This window comes from Rhizobium sp. TAL182 (assembly GCF_002117725.1).
Taxonomy (GTDB): domain Bacteria; phylum Pseudomonadota; class Alphaproteobacteria; order Rhizobiales; family Rhizobiaceae; genus Rhizobium; species Rhizobium esperanzae.
Genome location: NZ_CP021026.1, coordinates 126,803 through 142,171, shown reverse-complemented (window position 1 = coordinate 142,171; position 15,369 = coordinate 126,803). Strand labels below are relative to the sequence as shown.

The following is a 15,369-nucleotide window of genomic DNA, read 5'->3' as shown; positions in this document are numbered from 1 at the left end:
GCGCGATCGAGCGCCAAGCAAAGCGCCAACGACGAGATCAGCCGCTCACGTCAGGAACAAGCCGGCGGCGCCGGCGAGCACCGCGATGCCGCTCACGATGGCGAGCCGAACCGCATAGCTAAAGCTTCCCGCGCTTGCTGCAAGCCCTGTTTTCGCAAGAAGATTGGCGAACGCAGCGACCGCTATGGCTTGTGCAGCCGCATCCGCCGGCACGTTCGGGAGCTTCGCGATCGAAAGCGTTATCGCATCGAGATCGCCCAGCCCTGTGATGAAGGCGACCACCGCCAGTGACTGCGTTCCGAAGAATTCCAAAGCCGCCCGCGTCACGATGGTGATAGCGGCAAGAAGAAGAGCAAAGCGGAAGACGACGATGACCTCCAGCGGATTTTTCGGTGAAAAGTCGGGACTGTCACCGGCGCGCGGCGACAAGCCGGCCAAGCTACCGCCGACGGCAAGCGCCGCCGCACCCGGGCCGAGCAATGCCGCAAGCTCCTCCAGCACCGCCGGTGCGATGACACCGCAAATCAAAAGCACCCGGCTCAGGGATACCGCCCCCGCCATCATCGCTCCGGCTGAAAGCAGCGGCGAGAGCGCGGGCCTCTGCTTGGACTGTCGGGCAAAGGAAAGGGTCAGGGCCGTCGAGGAAACGATACCCCCACAGGCGCCCGTCAGGAGCAGTCCGGCTCTGGCGTCGGTGAGCCGGATCATCACATAGCCCACAAATGAAACCGCTCCCACGAATATGGTCAGCATCCACAGCTCGAAGGGGTTGATCATTTGCCAGGGGTCGACCGCCTCATTGGGAAGAATTGGAAGAATGACGACGGTCATCGTCAGCAAGATCAGGGCGGCTCTCAACTCGAGCCAAGTCAATTTCCGCAGAAATCCGTGCAGTGGCTCCCGCGCCGCCAGAAGTGCCGTCATGGCGACCGCGCTCGCCGCGGTCGTCGTCATATCTGCAACGACGGCTCCGAAACCGAGCGCAAACACCGTGATCGCGGCAATGGTGCCGGTTGCGCTGTAGTCACCCTCCCGCAGCGCCTGCATGCGGCTGAAGACAAGGATCGTGATGCAAAAGAATACGAAGATGGCCGTCGGCAGGATCGGCCCCGCAATAGGTTGCAGGAAGCCGCAAAAGCCGCCGAGGAAACTCGAGAGGCCATAGGTGCGGATACCCGCCACTCTCTTGCCCGGCAGGGCCTCGCGTTCTTGCCATCCACGTTCGATGCCGACGAGTATGCCGATCGCAAGTGCAAGACTGAGGCGCTGGAATGCATCCGCCATCACCAATGAAGTCATCATCCGAAGGCCCAGTTTTTGTCGGCGCCGCCTCCCGGAGGTCTTCCGCCCGATATGCCATGACGAGCATGCATTTCGATCTCCCTGTTCCTGGAAGCCATCCCGCACCCATGCGGCCCGGTCATTGCGATTGCTCAATCACCCCCATCTGATAGTGCCGTTGCAGTAAGCAGAGTCCGCTTGATGCAGATCAACAAGATCTTTCGCCGCGACGATAATCTTGAAGAAGACGAGAGGATTCCGCCATGGTCGACAACGCGCTTTTGATACCGGAGCAGGCGCTGCCTGCTTCTGCAAGAAATCTTTTCCTCGCCGCCTACAGACTGAACATCGAGGCGTCGCGGACGATGCTGTGTTGTCAGATCGAGTTACTGACGTCATTCCGGCGCCGGCTTCAACTCTATCAAATCTTCCTGGACGACCTCACCGAAAGTGCCGTACTGAACGATACGTTCGAGGTCGTGGCCGACTTTGCGCAGAATGCTTTGGCCGAGGCGCCTCGAGAGACTGCGCGACTGGCCGGAATCGCCTCGAAAATGGGGGTGGTCTCCGCAAAGGTGGTGCGCAAGCTGGCGGATGAGACGGTCAAAGACCTGGGCGCTCGAACCTGCGCTTGAGGCGTCCGGCACTCAGCCCGCTCTCTCGTCTTCTGCTTTTTCCAGGGCTGCGTTCAACAGTTGGAGCGCGAACTCCTCTGCAGCCTTTTCGTCATCCGCGCAAAGCTTCAATGGGGCGCATCGCTCCTTCAGATTACTGATAAGTCTCCGGCGGAGCCTGGGGATCAGGCGCGATTGCGTTTTGGCGAGAAGCTCCTGCAAACAGGTGACGGCAACCGCTTCGAACATGAGAAGCTTGCCTTCGACTTCACCTTGCGAAGGAATGGGCGACCGCTCGCCGCCCCGTTTGAAGTCTCGTTCCGTCGACAGCATTTGCGGCCTCCTAACCGATGACAGGCCCTGCACCTCTCCGAATTCCGCGATCGAGACGTCCACGGCCACGCCTGTCATTCGAGAAGCAGCCTACAGGGCAGAAATCGATAGCGCTTTGATGAAGGTCAAGGAACCCGGGGCGATGGCGACTATCCTTTTCCTATCCTACCAGAGAGGTATATCGACATGACCATCAGGACGGTACTCAGCATCCTTAGCGTTCATCAGTTCGAGGAAGATCTCAAAACCGCAATCGACTTCTGCGGTGTCCATGGCGCGCATTTGAATGCGCTGGTGATCTCTTTGGGAACTGCACCAACGATCGGCAATTATAACACCATCTCTTCTGTCTGGCTTGACGAACGCCAACGCGAAATCGACGTTCTGTCCCGGAGGACAGACGAGATCAAGACTACTCTCGACCGAAGCGAGATTTCCTGCGAGGTCCAGGACGTCTACACGGAATTCGCATGGGCCGACGAAGATATTGCCGAAAGGGCACTCTACGCCGACGTCGTCCTGATCGGCGGCAGGCGGCCCGAGACGACGGTCTCCGCAAACGCATCATCGATGGTGCACTCTTCCAGACGCCGACCCCGATCCTCATCAACCGCGGAACACGGGCGATGAATGCCTCGTCGAGATCGGTTTTGCTGGCATGGGATTCCAGCGACGAAGCGTCGCGCGCCGCCCGACAATCGCTTGATCTGCTCAAGCAAGCCGACACCGTTTACGTCACGATGGTGGATCCGGTGGGGCGGATGCGCGCGAACGGCGAGGAACCGGGCGCCGACATTGCCGCCTATCTTGCCCGACACGGCGTGACGGTGCAGGTGGATCGCATCGCAAGCGGCGGACAACGCGCAGACGAGGTCCTGCGGCAGCACGCCGTCGACGTGTCCGCCGACCTGATCGTGATGGGCGCCTATAACCATCCCCGCTGGCAGCAGACGATCTTTGGCGGCGTGACGCGCGGCATGATCGAAGAAAGCACGATGCCCATCTTCATGGCCCATTGAACCGGCCGGGCGCTCAGCCGGCCCGGCGCCTCATATCCTGTTGTGCACTGTTGCCCGGTTGCTGCACGTGCCCGGGCGATAGGTATCAATCGATGGCGAAAGCCGCGCGGCCCGATAATGTCCGGACAAGGATGCCGAAGAAGATGTGCGGAGATTCGGCAAGGATCGGAACCTCCTTCGGGCTGAGCGAACCGACTTCCCACCAGTCCGGGTGCTTCTGCAATATTTCCCAGGCGTGCAGACGCTCGCTCCGCCAGAGTTCAGTGTCGGGAAACTCCTCGAACTTCCCTTCGGCGATAACGCTCGTCCAGCCTTTGCCCACCCGCCGGTCCACCTGCAGGCACACCCTGTCGTTTTCCCGCATCCATTCCACTTTGCGGCCGGGCATGGAAAAACAATATGCGACGCCGTCTTTATAGGAGAAATAGATGGGCACGACATAGGGCTGGCCGTCCTTGCAGCAGGCCAGGTGCCCAAATCTTGCCTCTTCCAGAACAGCGTGGCATTCAGCCGGCGTAAATTCCCGGAAACCCAATGACATGAGATGCTCCTCTCGGATGGTCGAGGAGTCATTCTAGGCCGACCACGGCTTCGCGCATTGATAAAGAGCAATGTCGTATTGGTTGCGGCAGGGCCGACTGACCGCTCGGGCAACAGATCGCTCATCATAGAAGAGGTCAGCTGGCTAAAGGCCAAGAGTGCCGCAGGCCGATGCCGGATGACCAGAGGAGCGATTATCCAGACGCTGAGAAAGGCAGGAACCCTTCTCTTTCTCGCCGCCACAGACGCTCGGTCTTACGGGGAGAGCCCCTCGTCCGCCAGACGGGCACAGCTCACGCAATATGGCGTGTAGGGGATGGCCTCCAACCGGCTGGCGTCGATCGGGGCGAGGCATCTGACGCAGCGACCGAAGCTTCCGCGCTTCAGCCGTTCAAGGGCGGCCTCGATCGCTGTGATTTGCGCAGCGGCTTCCCTTCCCATTTCGGTCAGCACCTGATCGTTCTCGACCTGGGTGATACGATCTTCGCTATCCGGATCCAGTGCGGCACCGAGATCGGCATCGATCGCCGACCGCCGGCGCTGCAGGTCCGCTTTCATGGTCTTCAGTTTGTTTTCTATCTCTTCGTTCTTCATCGAAGCTTTCCCGCTGCATGAAACGGCAGCACATGCCGCGCTCTATTCGCCCATTCGGCCGGCCGAATGCAACGCTCATCACCTTACAATCGCCTGGGAAGGCTGCATTGATCGGCATCAATGGGCAGGGTGGACAGTTTGAGACATGTCAACGCGCAATTCCCGCTCAAGTGCCAGAGTGGTGAACACAGACCGCCATCCTCTTCTTCGGGTGTACACCATGAAACGGCATATTTTTCTCCCGCTTCTCACCTATCCTGATGCGACTTCGGAAATCATGATCGGCGGAGGCGACGCACCTGCGCGCACACGGTTATCCGGTCGGCGAGGTACTGCAGAACAAGGCCTTCGAATTGCGGGCCGACCTTCTCGTCATGGGCGGCTTCGGCCATTCGCGTTTGCGCGAATTCGTGCTCGGTGGCGCAACGCAGGCGGTGCTGACCAGCGTCACCCTGCCTGTCCTGCTGTCGCATTGAGAGACGGCATGCGATCAAGGACCGGCTTTCGAATCATTGTCAACGCCACGAAGGCCGCATGCCTGATCAGCCGCGTTATGTCGGCCGGCAACAGGCGGCTCCTCAATCCCGTCGCAGCGTCTTACCGGATTCCGCATCGAACAGATGAAGCTTGCCCGGCCGGGCAGCGATCGTCACGGCCTGCCCCGGCTCGAAATCGTGACGTTCGGACAGCACCGCGACGAGCTCGCCAGATCCGTAGCGCAGAAATACCATCGTCTCGTGGCCGGTGGGTTCGGTGACGTTGACGATCGTCTTCAAGCCGCTCGGAGCGAGTGACAGATGTTCGGGCCGCACGCCCAGGCGCACAGACTGGCCATCGGACGCCTCAGGCGTGAAGCCGAGCGCAATCTCATCGCCTGTCTCCGTGACGAAGACCGCACCTTCGGCCTTGTAGTGACCTTTCAGCAGATTCATCGACGGCGAGCCGATGAAGGTGGCCACGAACGTATTGCGCGGACGATCGTATAGCTCCAGGGGCGTTCCGGTCTGTTCGATCCTGCCGCCCTGCATGACGACGATCTTGTCGGCCATGGTCATCGCTTCGACCTGGTCATGGGTGACGTAGATCGTCGTGGTTCTCAGTCTTTGGTGGAGTTCCTTGATCTCCTTGCGCATCTGCACGCGCAGCTTGGCGTCGAGGTTCGACAGGGGCTCGTCGAACAGGAAGACTTGCGGCGATCGGACAATGGCTCGTCCCATCGCCACGCGCTGCCGCTGGCCACCCGAAAGCTGGCGCGGATAGCGGTCAAGATAGGGCACGAGGTCGAGTGTTTCGGCCGCCGCCTGCAGGCGCTGCTTGATGACATCGGCCGGCTGCTTCTGCAGGCGCAGCGCAAACACCATGTTCTCGGCAACGGTCTTGTGGGGATAGAGCGCATAACTCTGGAAGACCATTGCGATATCGCGATCCTTCGGCGGCAGGTTGTTGACGATCTTTCCGCCGATCGAGATGGTGCCGCCGGTAATGCTTTCGAGCCCTGCGACCATGCGCAGCAAGGTCGACTTGCCGCAACCGGACGGACCGACGAGCACCACGAACTCGCCGTCGCGAATGTCTATATCGACCCCATGCAGGATATTTAAGGCGCCGTATGCCTTCCGCGCCTCTGAAATATTGACCTCAGCCATATGCCTCCCACTCGCTTTCCGGTCATCCCCGGCACACATTCCAGGGGATGAATCTCTCGACAGTATCCAGAGTATGAGGCACAGCGAAAGCGCGCTCTGCCACGATCCGAAATACCTCCAAAACCTCCTCCATGAAACGTTTCATTTTTTATTGACTTTTTCCGCTTCCCGTCTAATGCTCAATGATGAGACCGAGAGGAGCGGTTTCAAACAAGAATTATGAAACGTTTCATTTTCTTGTTTACCAGATAGTTCTGCACGAGACCAGTCCCAAATTCGGGCCGGAGCCTATCCGGAACACTGGCTGGCGGCAGCGCACCAAACGTGGAGGAGGAAGACATGAAAGTCGAAATTTACGATGCATTGATGCGCCGTCAGGCAAGTCGCCGCGACGTTTTGCGCGGAACGGCAAGTGCGGCTGCTCTGCTCGGCCTGTCCGGCGCGATGGGCGGAATTGCCGGCACCGCATTCGCCGCCGATGATCTGCGCGCCCAGATCCTGCAGATTCCGGGCGTCGGCAAGGGCTCGCCGACGGATGCAGACTGGCAGAAGGTCGGTGAGCTCTGCCTCGGCCCGACAAAGGCCAATGTCAAGCAGGGAGAATTCGCCGGTGTCGAGCTGACCTTCATGGGGCTCAACAACCAGAACCTCCACAACTTCCTGTTCCGCGGCTTCCTGAAGCCGTGGGAAGCCTATACTGGCGCCAAGATCAACTGGATCGACCTTGCCCAGGCCGATTACAACGCCCGCCTTCAGCAGTCGATCGCCACCGGCACGGTTGATTACGACATTCTGGAAATGGGCGCACCCTTCGAAGGCGACACCGCTGGCCGCGGGCTTCTAGACGAGATGCCCGATTGGGCCGCAAAGCAGATCGAATCCGACGACCTGGTGAGCTACCTGAAGCCCCCGGTCGGCACCTGGGATGGCAAGACCTATCGCGTGACGATCGACGGCGACTGCCACACCTTCGCCTATCGCAAGGACTATTTCGGCGAAGGCTCGATCAGCGGCATGGCCGAGCCGCCGAAAACCTGGCAGGACGTCAACGCAGCGTCCAAGGCGCTGATCGGTAAGACCGATCCGCTCACAGGCCAGCCGGCCTACGGCTATCTCGACCCGCTGAAGGGCTGGGGTGGTTTCGGTTTCTATTTCATCGAGAACCGCGCGACGGCTTATGCGAAATATCCGGGCGACCCAGCTTGGCTGTTCGATCCCGAAAACATGAAGCCGCTGGTCAACAACCCTGCATGGGTCCAGGCTATCCAGGACGTCCTGGATCTGATCGCCGCCAAGACCTATCCGGCCGATCAGATCAATGCGGATCCCAACACCACCGCCTTCTCGCAATTCCTGGCAGGCACGGGTGCAATGCTGATGTGGTGGGGCGACGTCGGTTCCCAAGCGCGCACCTCGGACACCTCGGTGGTCGGAGATGTCGTCGGCTTCGGCATCAACCGTGGCTCCAACCGCGTCTACAACCGCAAGTCCGGGCAATGGGAAGACAAGTATAACGAAGCACCCAACATGGCCTACATCGGCTGGGGCATCTATGTCACCAAGCAGGTCTCCAGCGACGAGAAGAAGCGCAAGGCGGCCTGGTCTGCCGCCGCCCATCTCGGCGGCAAGGATCTGTCGCTTTGGACGTCGGCATATCCCTCCGGCTTCCAGCCCTATCGTCAGTCCAACTTCAACTACGACGAATGGGAAAAGGCAGGTTACGACCGGACGTATATCGAGGACTATCTGGGTTCGAACGCCGACAGCTATAACCACCCAAACGCAGCGATCGAACCGCGCATCCCCGGTATCTTCCAATATTACTCCGTCGCCGAAGACGAATTGGCGAAAGGCTTTGCCGGACAATATAAGTCGGCCCAGGAAACGGCGGATGCGATTGCGGCCGCCTGGGAAAAGATTACCGACCAGATCGGCCGTGACAGCCAGCTGAAACTCTATCGGGCGAGCCTCGGGCTCTGATCTATTGACCAAACGCGCTGGCGGGTCGGGAGCGATTTCGCCAGCGCCCATTTTGTCCGGGCGAGGAATATCATGTCGACAGTCGAAGGCGACCTGCTTCACACGGTCGAAACCGGCTCCATTTCAGCGAGCCGCCGCTTCTGGGGCCGCACGGCTCTGTGGCTGAGCGCCATGTGGTTCCTAACATCCTTCGTATTGCAGGGTGCCCATGAGCTGGGTTGGACCGAATGGGGTTTTGCGAACTGGCGACCGGTTCTTTACGCCTATTTTCTCTGGGCCGCCGTTCTTTGCGTCACCCGCGTCGTCATCTACGGCGAGGCCGGCAAGAAGGCGCTCTTTGTTCTGCCGGCGGCGCTTTTCGTTGTATCGATGGTGGTCTTCCCGCTGCTCTTTGCACTCTGGATCGGCTTTTCCGACTGGAACCTCGCCTCTTCTGCCGGGCGGCGCTTCAACGGGCTCGACAATGTGCGCCGGATGATCGCCGATCCGTTTTATGCCAACGCCTTGCTCAACATGATCCTTTATTGTCTTGCGATTGTCGTGGAATATGCGATCGCCTTCGGCCTGGCGCTGCTCCTCAACCAGGAAATCATTGCCCGGAAGTTCTGGCGCGTCACCTTCCTCGTGCCCTTGATGCTGTCGCCGGTCGCGGTGAGTTGGATGGTCGGCAAGTCGATGCTGGAGACCCGTTTCGGCCCGATCGCACGCCTGGCCCGCTGGCTCGGCTGGGAAAACCCCTCCTTTTTCGGCGATCCGCTGACGGCGCGCCTCTCGATCATGATCATGGACGCCTGGACCTTCATTCCCTTCATGATGATCATGCTGCTCGCCGGATTGCAGGCCTTGTCGAGGGAGGTGCTGGAGGCGGCCGAAGTCGACGGCGCCACAAAATGGCAGCGCTTCTGGCAGGTGATTTTCCCGCTCATGCTGCCGGTGTCGGTCACGGCAGTGATGATCCGCATCATCTTCAAGCTGAAGCTCGCCGATATCATCATCACGGTGACATCGGGAGGTCCCGGCGGAGCGACGGATTCCGTCACCAGTTTCATCTACCGCGAATATCGTGATCGCTCGAATGTCGGATATGGGACCCTACTCGCGCTCGTCTATTTGGTGATCATCGTCGTCGGCATGACAGGGCTGATGAAGATCTCCGACCGCATCGTCAAGCGGATGACAGGAAGGCTCTGATGGTTCGCATCGATTTCGAAAAATACGGACGGGGCCAACGCATTCGCTGGTGGGCCATGCGTTTGGCCGTCTACGGCCTGCTCATCATCTGGGCTTGTGTCTGCATCTTCCCGCTGTTCTGGACGGTTTCGACCTCGTTCAAGACAGCCGCGGATGTCATGCGCGGCAATCTGATCCCGTGGTTCAATTTCGCGCCCAACTGGCTCGGCTGGCGCTCGCTCGGCCTCTCTCCTGATACGATTCCCCAGATCTCGACGGTGCGCGACGAGTTCATGCGCAGGCTCTGGAACAGCGTCATTATCTCCGTCACCGCATCCGCTCTTGCGGTTGTGCTCGGATCGCTCGCCGCCTACGGCCTCAGCCGCTTCTCATACAAGTTCGGCCATATGCGCAATTCCGACATTTCCTTCTTCTTCCTGTCGCAGCTGATTATGCCGCCCGTCGTCCTCGCCCTGCCATTCCTGGTTCTCTACAAGGAACTGGCGCTGCTCGACACCTATGCCGGCATGATCGCCGTTTATACGCTGATGGTCCTGCCGATCGTCGTCTGGATCATGCGCGATCAGTTCGCCACCATACCGGTCGAGCTCGAGGAAGCCGCGCTGGTCGACGGCCTGTCGATCTGGGGCGCGTTTGCCCGCATCATCGTGCCGCTCGTTCTGCCGGGCATGGTTGCCGCCTTTCTCTTGGCGCTGATCCTGTGCTGGAATGAATATTTCTTCGCCGCATTGCTGACTTCCACCAATACCAACACGCTGCCGGTGATGATTGCCAGCCAGACAGGCAGTCAGGGCATCAACTGGTGGTCGATGGCCGCCCTTTCCACCGCCGGTATTCTTCCGCTGGTCATCGTCGGCGTCGTGTTGGAAAAGCACATCATCGCCGGGATGACCGCAGGAGCGGTAAAATAGCCGCGGGACGTTTGAACATGGCAAAGATGCCCACAGTCAAGGATGTCGCCGAATATGCGGGCGTCTCCGTGGGCACCGTTTCGCGTGTTCTGTCGGGCGAAGCCGCGGTCAAACCCATGCTGCGTGGAAGGGTCAACGACGCCATTTCGGCGCTCGGTTACCGACCGAACGTGACTGCACGAGCCTTGCGCACCAGCAGAACCGACGTCATCGGCCTCGTCGTTCCCGACATCACCAATCCTTTTTTTGCGCAGCTTGCGGCAAGCATCGAGCGCGCGGCGCTCGAATGCGGTCACAGCCTGATGCTGGCAAGCTCGCACAACGACAGCGAGGCGGAGCAGAGCCATGTTTCGGCTTTTCTCGACCGATCGGTGCGCGGCATCATCGTGGTGGCTTCGAGCGACGGTTCTGGTCTCGATCTGCCAGCCTCGGTGCCGGTCATATCGCTGGACCGGCGTTTCGGCGCCTTTCCCCTGGTGTCGACCAACCATGCGCAAGCGGCCACACTGATTGCCGATCATCTCTATGGGCTGGGGCACCGGCGCATCGCCTATATTGCCGGGCCGACCGACACCGAAGCAGGGCGCATCCGCAAAGAGGCCTTCGTCAGCCGCATGGACGGCTTCGGCAAGACCGGCGAGCCTGTCGAACTGGAAATCGCCCATGGCAGATTCGACTACGAATCCGGCGAAAGAATTGCCCGTGAGCTGCTTTCGCGCCTGCCACAAAGCCGGCCGACGGCGATCGCTGCCGCCAGCGACCAGCAGGCGATCGGCGCATTACGTGCCGCCCGCGACCTCAAGATTGACGTGCCACGAAAACTGTCCGTGACAGGTTTCGACGACATTTCGCTTGCCAATCTCGTGGTGCCGCGGCTGACAACCATCCGCCAGCCGGCCGACATGCTGGCGCGGCGCGCGGTCAGCCTTCTCTTGGAGGAACCGCCGGGCAAGGGGGACGAAATGGTGGACGGATCGCTGATCGTGCGTGGTTCGAGCGGCCCGTGCCCGCAACCTGGCGCACCGGCCCGAAAATCGGAATCGATTCTCGGAAAACCCGATGCGTAGATCCAAAGCGTGAAAGCGTCCTTTCTGCGTCCGAAAGGACGCGCGGCACTCCAGGGCGGATGTCGACGGACACAAAAATTGAAGCACGGCCGGGCGTACCGGCTAGAGAAAGGGTGGAAGATCAATGCTCAAGGGAATTCGGGCCGAACTTAACGGCGACATTCTTCAGGCGCTTTGCAACATGGGACATGGCGATTATCTCGTCATCTCCGACATGAATTTTCCGTCGGATTCGATAGCCCGCCAGACGCGTCTGGGTAGACTGCTGACCATGGAAAACATTCCCGCGCCGCAGGCGATCGACGCGGTCCTTTCGGTCCTGCCTCTGGACACGCCGATCCAGCCTTCGGTTGGCCGCATGGAAGTGATTGGCAAGCCGGATGAAATCCCGCCGATTCAACAGGAAGTGCAGGCGATTGTCGACCGGGCCGAAGGCAAGCCGTCGCCGATGTATCCCGTCGAACGCATGGCGTTCTATGACATCGGCAAAAAGGCCTATTGCGTGATCGCAACCGGGGAACTGCGGTTCTATGGATGCTTCCTTTTGACCAAGGGCGTCATTCCAGCGGAAGAGGCCGTGAGATGAGCGAAAAAAGCGGGATCGTCATTTTAGGCATTTTTGCCGCCGACACCGCCTATAAGGCAAAGCGCCTGCCCCATATTGCCGAGACGCTGATGGGGTCGGGTTTCACGCTCGGGCCGGGAGGCAAGGGCTCCAACCAGGCGATCGCCGCGGCAAAGGCAGGCGGCAAGGTGACTTTCATTTCACGGGTCGGCAACGACGCGTTCGGCGCGATGGCCCTTGCGGCCTATGCGGAGGCTGGCGTCAAAGCCAATGTGATGCAGATGGAAGGCGTTTCGACGGGCGCTGCCTTCATCTTCGTCGACGAAGCGAGCGGCGACAATGCCATCATCGTGGTGCCGGGCGCCGCAGGGCTGATCGGCATCGAAGATGTCGAAGTAAATCGGGCGGCAATCGAAAGCGCCGCTATCTTCATGACACAACTCGAACAACCGCTGGAAGCGGCCTTGCATGGCCTGTCGATCGCCAAGAGGGCAGGGGCAACGACAATCTTCAATCCGGCGCCGGCCAGCGCCATCCCGGACAGCATCTATGGCCTGTGCGATTTCATCGTTCCCAACGAAGTCGAAGCAGCGGAATTGGTGGGCCATGCGATCGAAACCGATGAGCAGGCACGTGCAGCGGCACACACGCTGGTCGATCGGGGCGCGAAAGCAGCGGTCATCACGCTCGGCGCCCGCGGTGCGTTCTATCACACAGCCGGGCAGAGCGAATTCGTGCCAGCATTTTCGGCCGGAAATGTCATTGACACAACCGGGGCCGGCGACGCCTTCCTCGGCGGGTTCGCGACGGCGATTTCGGAAGGCCGGGCGTCAATCGAGGCCGTCCGTTTCGGCTGCGCGACCGCCGCGATTGCGGTAACACGGCCGGGCACGGCTCCCGCCATGCCTTCTCGCGCCGAGATCAGCGCCCTATTGCGCTCCTTATGATTGGATATCCCAAGGGATATGGGAGATGGTGCATGAGCCTCATCATCTGCTGACACCGTCAATAAGGCTTAGCGGTAAAGAAAGAACCGACGCCGCCCGCGGCCCTGATGCTTGTTCCGAAGCGTGTGATCTCCCGGAATGGCTTGACAGAAAATAGCCGAAGATGGGCGCTCGGTTGAAACGCGGGCGCCCGCCGGGACAATTCAGCGGCCGTTTTTTTGTCGCCAGGCCTGGTATTTCTGCTGATGTTCTTCCTTGGTGCAGGGGTAGAGGCCGATGATCGTTTCCCCAGCTTTGACCTGCTCTAGGACGAAGTCCTCGTAGCTTTCCATATTCGTGCATTCATCCGCGAGTTCATCCGCCAAATGGGCGGGGATGACCATGACGCCGTCGCGGTCGCCGACCAGGACGTCACCGGGAAACACGGCGACATCGCCGCAGGAAATCGGCACATTGATGTCGAGTGCTTCGTGCAAAGTGAGATTGGTTGGCGCCGACGGCTTGGAGTAGTAGGCCGGCATATCAAGTGCACCGATCCCTTCAGCATCGCGAAAACCGCCGTCGGAGACGACGCCGGCCGCGCCGCGAAGCGCCAGCCGGGTGATCAGAATGGAGCCGGCCGTCGCAGCCCTCGCGTCCTTGCGCGCGTCCATCACCAGCACCTGCCCTGGAGGGCATGTCTCCATCGCGACTCTTTGCGGATGATTTGGGTTTTGAAAGACGGTGATCGGATTGCGATCTTCACGGGCGGGAATATAGCGGAGCGTGAATGCCTGCCCGACCATGGTCTCGGGCTTCGGCGCCACCGGCACGACCCCCTGGATGAACTGGTTTCGAAGGCCGCGCTTGAAGAGGGCGGTTGCGATCGATGCGGTTGAGATCTTCTTGAATTTCGCCCGGGTCGCGTCGCTCAGCACATAGTCGGTCATGCTCATTCCTCCCTCAATAAATATCCGGTTCGCCGGCGCTTTTGCCGAAACCCGGTTCAAGAAAATCGAAGTCACAGCCCTGGTCGGCCTGGGTGACATGGCGAGAAAACATCCAGCCATAACCCCGCTGGAAATGCGGCTCCGGCGCCTGCCAGGCATCACGGCGGCGGACGAGTTCGGCCTCGTCCACCAGCATGTCGAGCCGGCGGTTGGGCAGATCGAGGCGCACGATGTCACCGGTTCTCAGCAGAGCAAGCGGGCCGCCGATATAGCTCTCCGGCGACACATGCAGAATGCAGGCGCCGTAGGAGGTGCCGGACATGCGGGCGTCGGAAATGCGCAGCATGTCGCGATGACCTTGCTTGATCAAAGCCTTCGGGATCGGCAGCATGCCCCATTCCGGAAAACCGGGGCCGCCGAGAGGCCCGGCATTGCGCAGCACGAGGACGTGGTCGGGCGTGACGTCGAGATTTTCGTCGTCGATCGCTTTCTTCATCTCGGGATAGCTGTCGAAGACCAGCGCCGGCCCCTGATGCACATGATATCTCGGATCGCAGGCCGCAGGCTTCATCACGGCGCCGTTCGGACACAGATTGCCGCGCAGGACGGCAAGCGATCCCTCGTGATAGACCGGGTTGGACAGCGGCCGGATGACGTCGTCATTATAGACCTCTGCGCCCATGAGGTTTTCGCCCATGGTCTTTCCCGTCACGGTCATGGCGGTCAGGTCCAGCCGGTCCTCGAGCTGTTTCATCAGCGCCCGCAACCCGCCCGCGTAGAAGAAATCCTCCATCAGATAGTCTTTTCCGGAGGGGCGGACATTGGCGATGAGCGGCGTCACCCGCCCCAGCAGGTCGAGATCGTCGAGCGTCAGGTTGATGCCGGCGCGCCTGGCCATCGCGATCAGATGGACGACGGCGTTGGTGGAACAGCCGGTGGCCATGGCGACGATCGCGGCATTGCGGCATGCCGCTTCCGTGACGATCCGCTCGGGCGTCAGATCCTCCCAGACCATCTCGACGACGCGGCGGCCGCAGGCGGCCGACATCCGCTGGTGATTGGCATCGACGGCCGGAATAGAAGAGGCGCCCGGCAGCGTCAGGCCCATCGCATCGGCAATCGCCGTCATGGTGCTGGCGGTGCCCATCGTCATGCAGGTGCCGGCCGAGCGGGCGATGCCGCCCTGAACGCCGAGCCACTCGGCATCGGTGATGTTGCCGGCGCGGCGCTCGTCCCAATATTTCCAGGCATCCGAGCCGGAGCCGAGGATTTTGCCGGCGTAATTGCCGCGCAGCATCGGCCCGGCCGGCAGGTAAATCATCGGCACGCCGGCCGACAGCGCCCCCATGACGAGGCCCGGCGTGGTCTTGTCGCAGCCGCCCATCAGCACGACGCCGTCGAGCGGGTGCGAACGGATCGTCTCCTCCGTCTCCATCGCCAGCATGTTGCGGTAGAGCATGGAGGTGGGCTTCGTGAAACTTTCGTCGACCGACAGCGACGGCATTTCAACTGGGAAACCGCCGGCCTGCGAGACGCCGCGCTTCACATCTTGCACGCGCTCCTTGAAGTGGGAGTGGCAGGTATTGAGCTCCGACCAGGTATTGAGGATGCCGATAATCGGCTTGTCGCGAAAATCCTCCTCGGCATAACCGAGCTGCATCATACGCGAGCGGTGGCCGAAGCTGCGCAGGTCATCCGGCGCGAACCATCGCGCGCTTCGCAGCGTATCCGGGGTTTTTCTGTGTGTCATGA

The 15,369-nt window shown here is 60.5% G+C and carries 14 protein-coding genes and 2 pseudogenes; 9 read left to right on the top strand and 7 right to left on the bottom strand.

The annotated features are described in order from the left end of the window. Positions 1 to 45 precede the first annotated feature (45 nt). Positions 46 to 1,302, bottom strand: a complete 1,257-nt coding sequence (locus tag Tal182_RS23675) for a DUF4010 domain-containing protein (protein WP_085861237.1) — start codon at positions 1,300 to 1,302, stop codon at positions 46 to 48. A gap of 242 nt (positions 1,303 to 1,544) precedes the next feature. Here Tal182_RS23675 and Tal182_RS23670 point away from each other — a divergent pair, with 242 nt between their 5' ends. Beyond that, entirely contained in the window at positions 1,545 to 1,916 is a 372-nt protein-coding gene (locus Tal182_RS23670) for a hypothetical protein (RefSeq protein ID WP_085861236.1), read from the top strand. A 12-nt stretch (positions 1,917 to 1,928) separates the two neighbouring features. Here the strand turns inward: Tal182_RS23670 and Tal182_RS23665 are convergent, their stop codons facing one another. Continuing rightward, positions 1,929 to 2,228: a hypothetical protein gene (locus Tal182_RS23665; RefSeq protein ID WP_085861339.1), complete on the bottom strand. Its 300-nt coding sequence runs from the start codon at positions 2,226 to 2,228 to the stop codon at positions 1,929 to 1,931. Positions 2,229 to 2,414: 186 nt separating this feature from the next. On the opposite strand from Tal182_RS23665, the pseudogene Tal182_RS23660 reads away from it, so the two are divergent. After that, a pseudogene (locus Tal182_RS23660) lies at positions 2,415 to 3,247 on the top strand (universal stress protein). An 85-nt stretch (positions 3,248 to 3,332) separates the two neighbouring features. Here Tal182_RS23660 and Tal182_RS23655 read toward each other — a convergent pair. Further along, a complete protein-coding gene (locus tag Tal182_RS23655) occupies positions 3,333 to 3,788 on the bottom strand; it encodes a pyridoxamine 5'-phosphate oxidase family protein (RefSeq protein WP_085861235.1) in 456 nt (151 codons plus the stop codon). A gap of 254 nt (positions 3,789 to 4,042) precedes the next feature. After that, positions 4,043 to 4,381, bottom strand: coding sequence for a TraR/DksA C4-type zinc finger protein (locus Tal182_RS23650; RefSeq protein WP_085861234.1), 339 nt, complete (start codon positions 4,379 to 4,381; stop codon positions 4,043 to 4,045). 284 nt (positions 4,382 to 4,665) lie between these two features. Here Tal182_RS23650 and Tal182_RS23645 point away from each other — a divergent pair. Next, positions 4,666 to 4,857 (top strand): annotated as a pseudogene (locus Tal182_RS23645) (universal stress protein); the annotation flags it as partial. Positions 4,858 to 4,959: 102 nt separating this feature from the next. Here Tal182_RS23645 and ugpC read toward each other — a convergent pair. Beyond that, the gene (gene ugpC, locus Tal182_RS23640) at positions 4,960 to 6,027 is read right to left on the bottom strand and encodes a sn-glycerol-3-phosphate ABC transporter ATP-binding protein UgpC (protein ID WP_085861233.1); all 1,068 of its coding nucleotides are present in this window, start codon (positions 6,025 to 6,027) and stop codon (positions 4,960 to 4,962) included. Positions 6,028 to 6,366: 339 nt separating this feature from the next. Here ugpC and Tal182_RS23635 point away from each other — a divergent pair, with 339 nt between their 5' ends. The 6 genes from Tal182_RS23635 to Tal182_RS23610 all read left to right on the top strand — a co-directional run bounded on the left by Tal182_RS23635 (position 6,367) and on the right by Tal182_RS23610 (position 12,688). After that, positions 6,367 to 8,007 (top strand): extracellular solute-binding protein, encoded by a 1,641-nt coding sequence (locus tag Tal182_RS23635; RefSeq protein WP_085861232.1) that lies wholly within the window; start codon positions 6,367 to 6,369, stop codon positions 8,005 to 8,007. A 72-nt stretch (positions 8,008 to 8,079) separates the two neighbouring features. Further along, on the top strand, positions 8,080 to 9,198 hold the full coding sequence (locus Tal182_RS23630; protein ID WP_085861231.1) for a sugar ABC transporter permease: 1,119 nt from the start codon (positions 8,080 to 8,082) through the stop codon (positions 9,196 to 9,198). Then, positions 9,198 to 10,109, top strand: coding sequence for a carbohydrate ABC transporter permease (locus Tal182_RS23625; protein ID WP_085861230.1), 912 nt, complete (start codon positions 9,198 to 9,200; stop codon positions 10,107 to 10,109). Before Tal182_RS23630 ends, Tal182_RS23625 begins: the two co-directional genes overlap by 1 nt. 17 nt (positions 10,110 to 10,126) lie before the next feature. Continuing rightward, positions 10,127 to 11,176: a LacI family DNA-binding transcriptional regulator gene (locus Tal182_RS23620; RefSeq protein WP_085861229.1), complete on the top strand. Its 1,050-nt coding sequence runs from the start codon at positions 10,127 to 10,129 to the stop codon at positions 11,174 to 11,176. 124 nt (positions 11,177 to 11,300) lie between these two features. Beyond that, positions 11,301 to 11,762: an RbsD/FucU domain-containing protein gene (locus Tal182_RS23615; RefSeq protein ID WP_085861228.1), complete on the top strand. Its 462-nt coding sequence runs from the start codon at positions 11,301 to 11,303 to the stop codon at positions 11,760 to 11,762. Next, positions 11,759 to 12,688 carry a ribokinase gene (locus Tal182_RS23610; protein ID WP_085861227.1) on the top strand — a complete coding sequence of 310 codons (930 nt, stop codon included), beginning with the start codon at positions 11,759 to 11,761 and terminating at the stop codon, positions 12,686 to 12,688. The genes Tal182_RS23615 and Tal182_RS23610 overlap by 4 nt, the downstream gene beginning before the upstream one ends. Before the next feature lie 203 nt (positions 12,689 to 12,891). Here the strand turns inward: Tal182_RS23610 and Tal182_RS23605 are convergent, their stop codons facing one another. Next, positions 12,892 to 13,617, bottom strand: coding sequence for a ribonuclease activity regulator RraA (locus Tal182_RS23605; RefSeq protein ID WP_085861338.1), 726 nt, complete (start codon positions 13,615 to 13,617; stop codon positions 12,892 to 12,894). A 13-nt stretch (positions 13,618 to 13,630) separates the two neighbouring features. Continuing rightward, a complete protein-coding gene (araD, locus tag Tal182_RS23600; protein ID WP_085861226.1) occupies positions 13,631 to 15,367 on the bottom strand; it encodes an L-arabinonate dehydratase in 1,737 nt (578 codons plus the stop codon). Between the last annotated feature and the right edge of the window lie 2 nt (positions 15,368 to 15,369).

Excerpts from the sequence above, each read along its gene's own strand:
- Tal182_RS23675 (WP_085861237.1), bottom strand. The coding sequence starts at position 1,302 with ATGATGACTTCATTGGTGATGGCGGATGCATTCCAGCGCCTCAGTCTT.
- Tal182_RS23670 (WP_085861236.1), top strand. The coding sequence starts at position 1,545 with ATGGTCGACAACGCGCTTTTGATACCGGAGCAGGCGCTGCCTGCTTCT.
- Tal182_RS23665 (WP_085861339.1), bottom strand. The coding sequence starts at position 2,228 with ATGCTGTCGACGGAACGAGACTTCAAACGGGGCGGCGAGCGGTCGCCC.
- Tal182_RS23655 (WP_085861235.1), bottom strand. The coding sequence starts at position 3,788 with ATGTCATTGGGTTTCCGGGAATTTACGCCGGCTGAATGCCACGCTGTT.
- Tal182_RS23650 (WP_085861234.1), bottom strand. The coding sequence starts at position 4,381 with ATGAAGAACGAAGAGATAGAAAACAAACTGAAGACCATGAAAGCGGAC.
- ugpC (WP_085861233.1), bottom strand. The coding sequence starts at position 6,027 with ATGGCTGAGGTCAATATTTCAGAGGCGCGGAAGGCATACGGCGCCTTA.
- Tal182_RS23635 (WP_085861232.1), top strand. The coding sequence starts at position 6,367 with ATGAAAGTCGAAATTTACGATGCATTGATGCGCCGTCAGGCAAGTCGC.
- Tal182_RS23630 (WP_085861231.1), top strand. The coding sequence starts at position 8,080 with ATGTCGACAGTCGAAGGCGACCTGCTTCACACGGTCGAAACCGGCTCC.
- Tal182_RS23625 (WP_085861230.1), top strand. The coding sequence starts at position 9,198 with ATGGTTCGCATCGATTTCGAAAAATACGGACGGGGCCAACGCATTCGC.
- Tal182_RS23620 (WP_085861229.1), top strand. The coding sequence starts at position 10,127 with ATGGCAAAGATGCCCACAGTCAAGGATGTCGCCGAATATGCGGGCGTC.
- Tal182_RS23615 (WP_085861228.1), top strand. The coding sequence starts at position 11,301 with ATGCTCAAGGGAATTCGGGCCGAACTTAACGGCGACATTCTTCAGGCG.
- Tal182_RS23610 (WP_085861227.1), top strand. The coding sequence starts at position 11,759 with ATGAGCGAAAAAAGCGGGATCGTCATTTTAGGCATTTTTGCCGCCGAC.
- Tal182_RS23605 (WP_085861338.1), bottom strand. The coding sequence starts at position 13,617 with ATGACCGACTATGTGCTGAGCGACGCGACCCGGGCGAAATTCAAGAAG.
- araD (WP_085861226.1), bottom strand. The coding sequence starts at position 15,367 with ATGACACACAGAAAAACCCCGGATACGCTGCGAAGCGCGCGATGGTTC.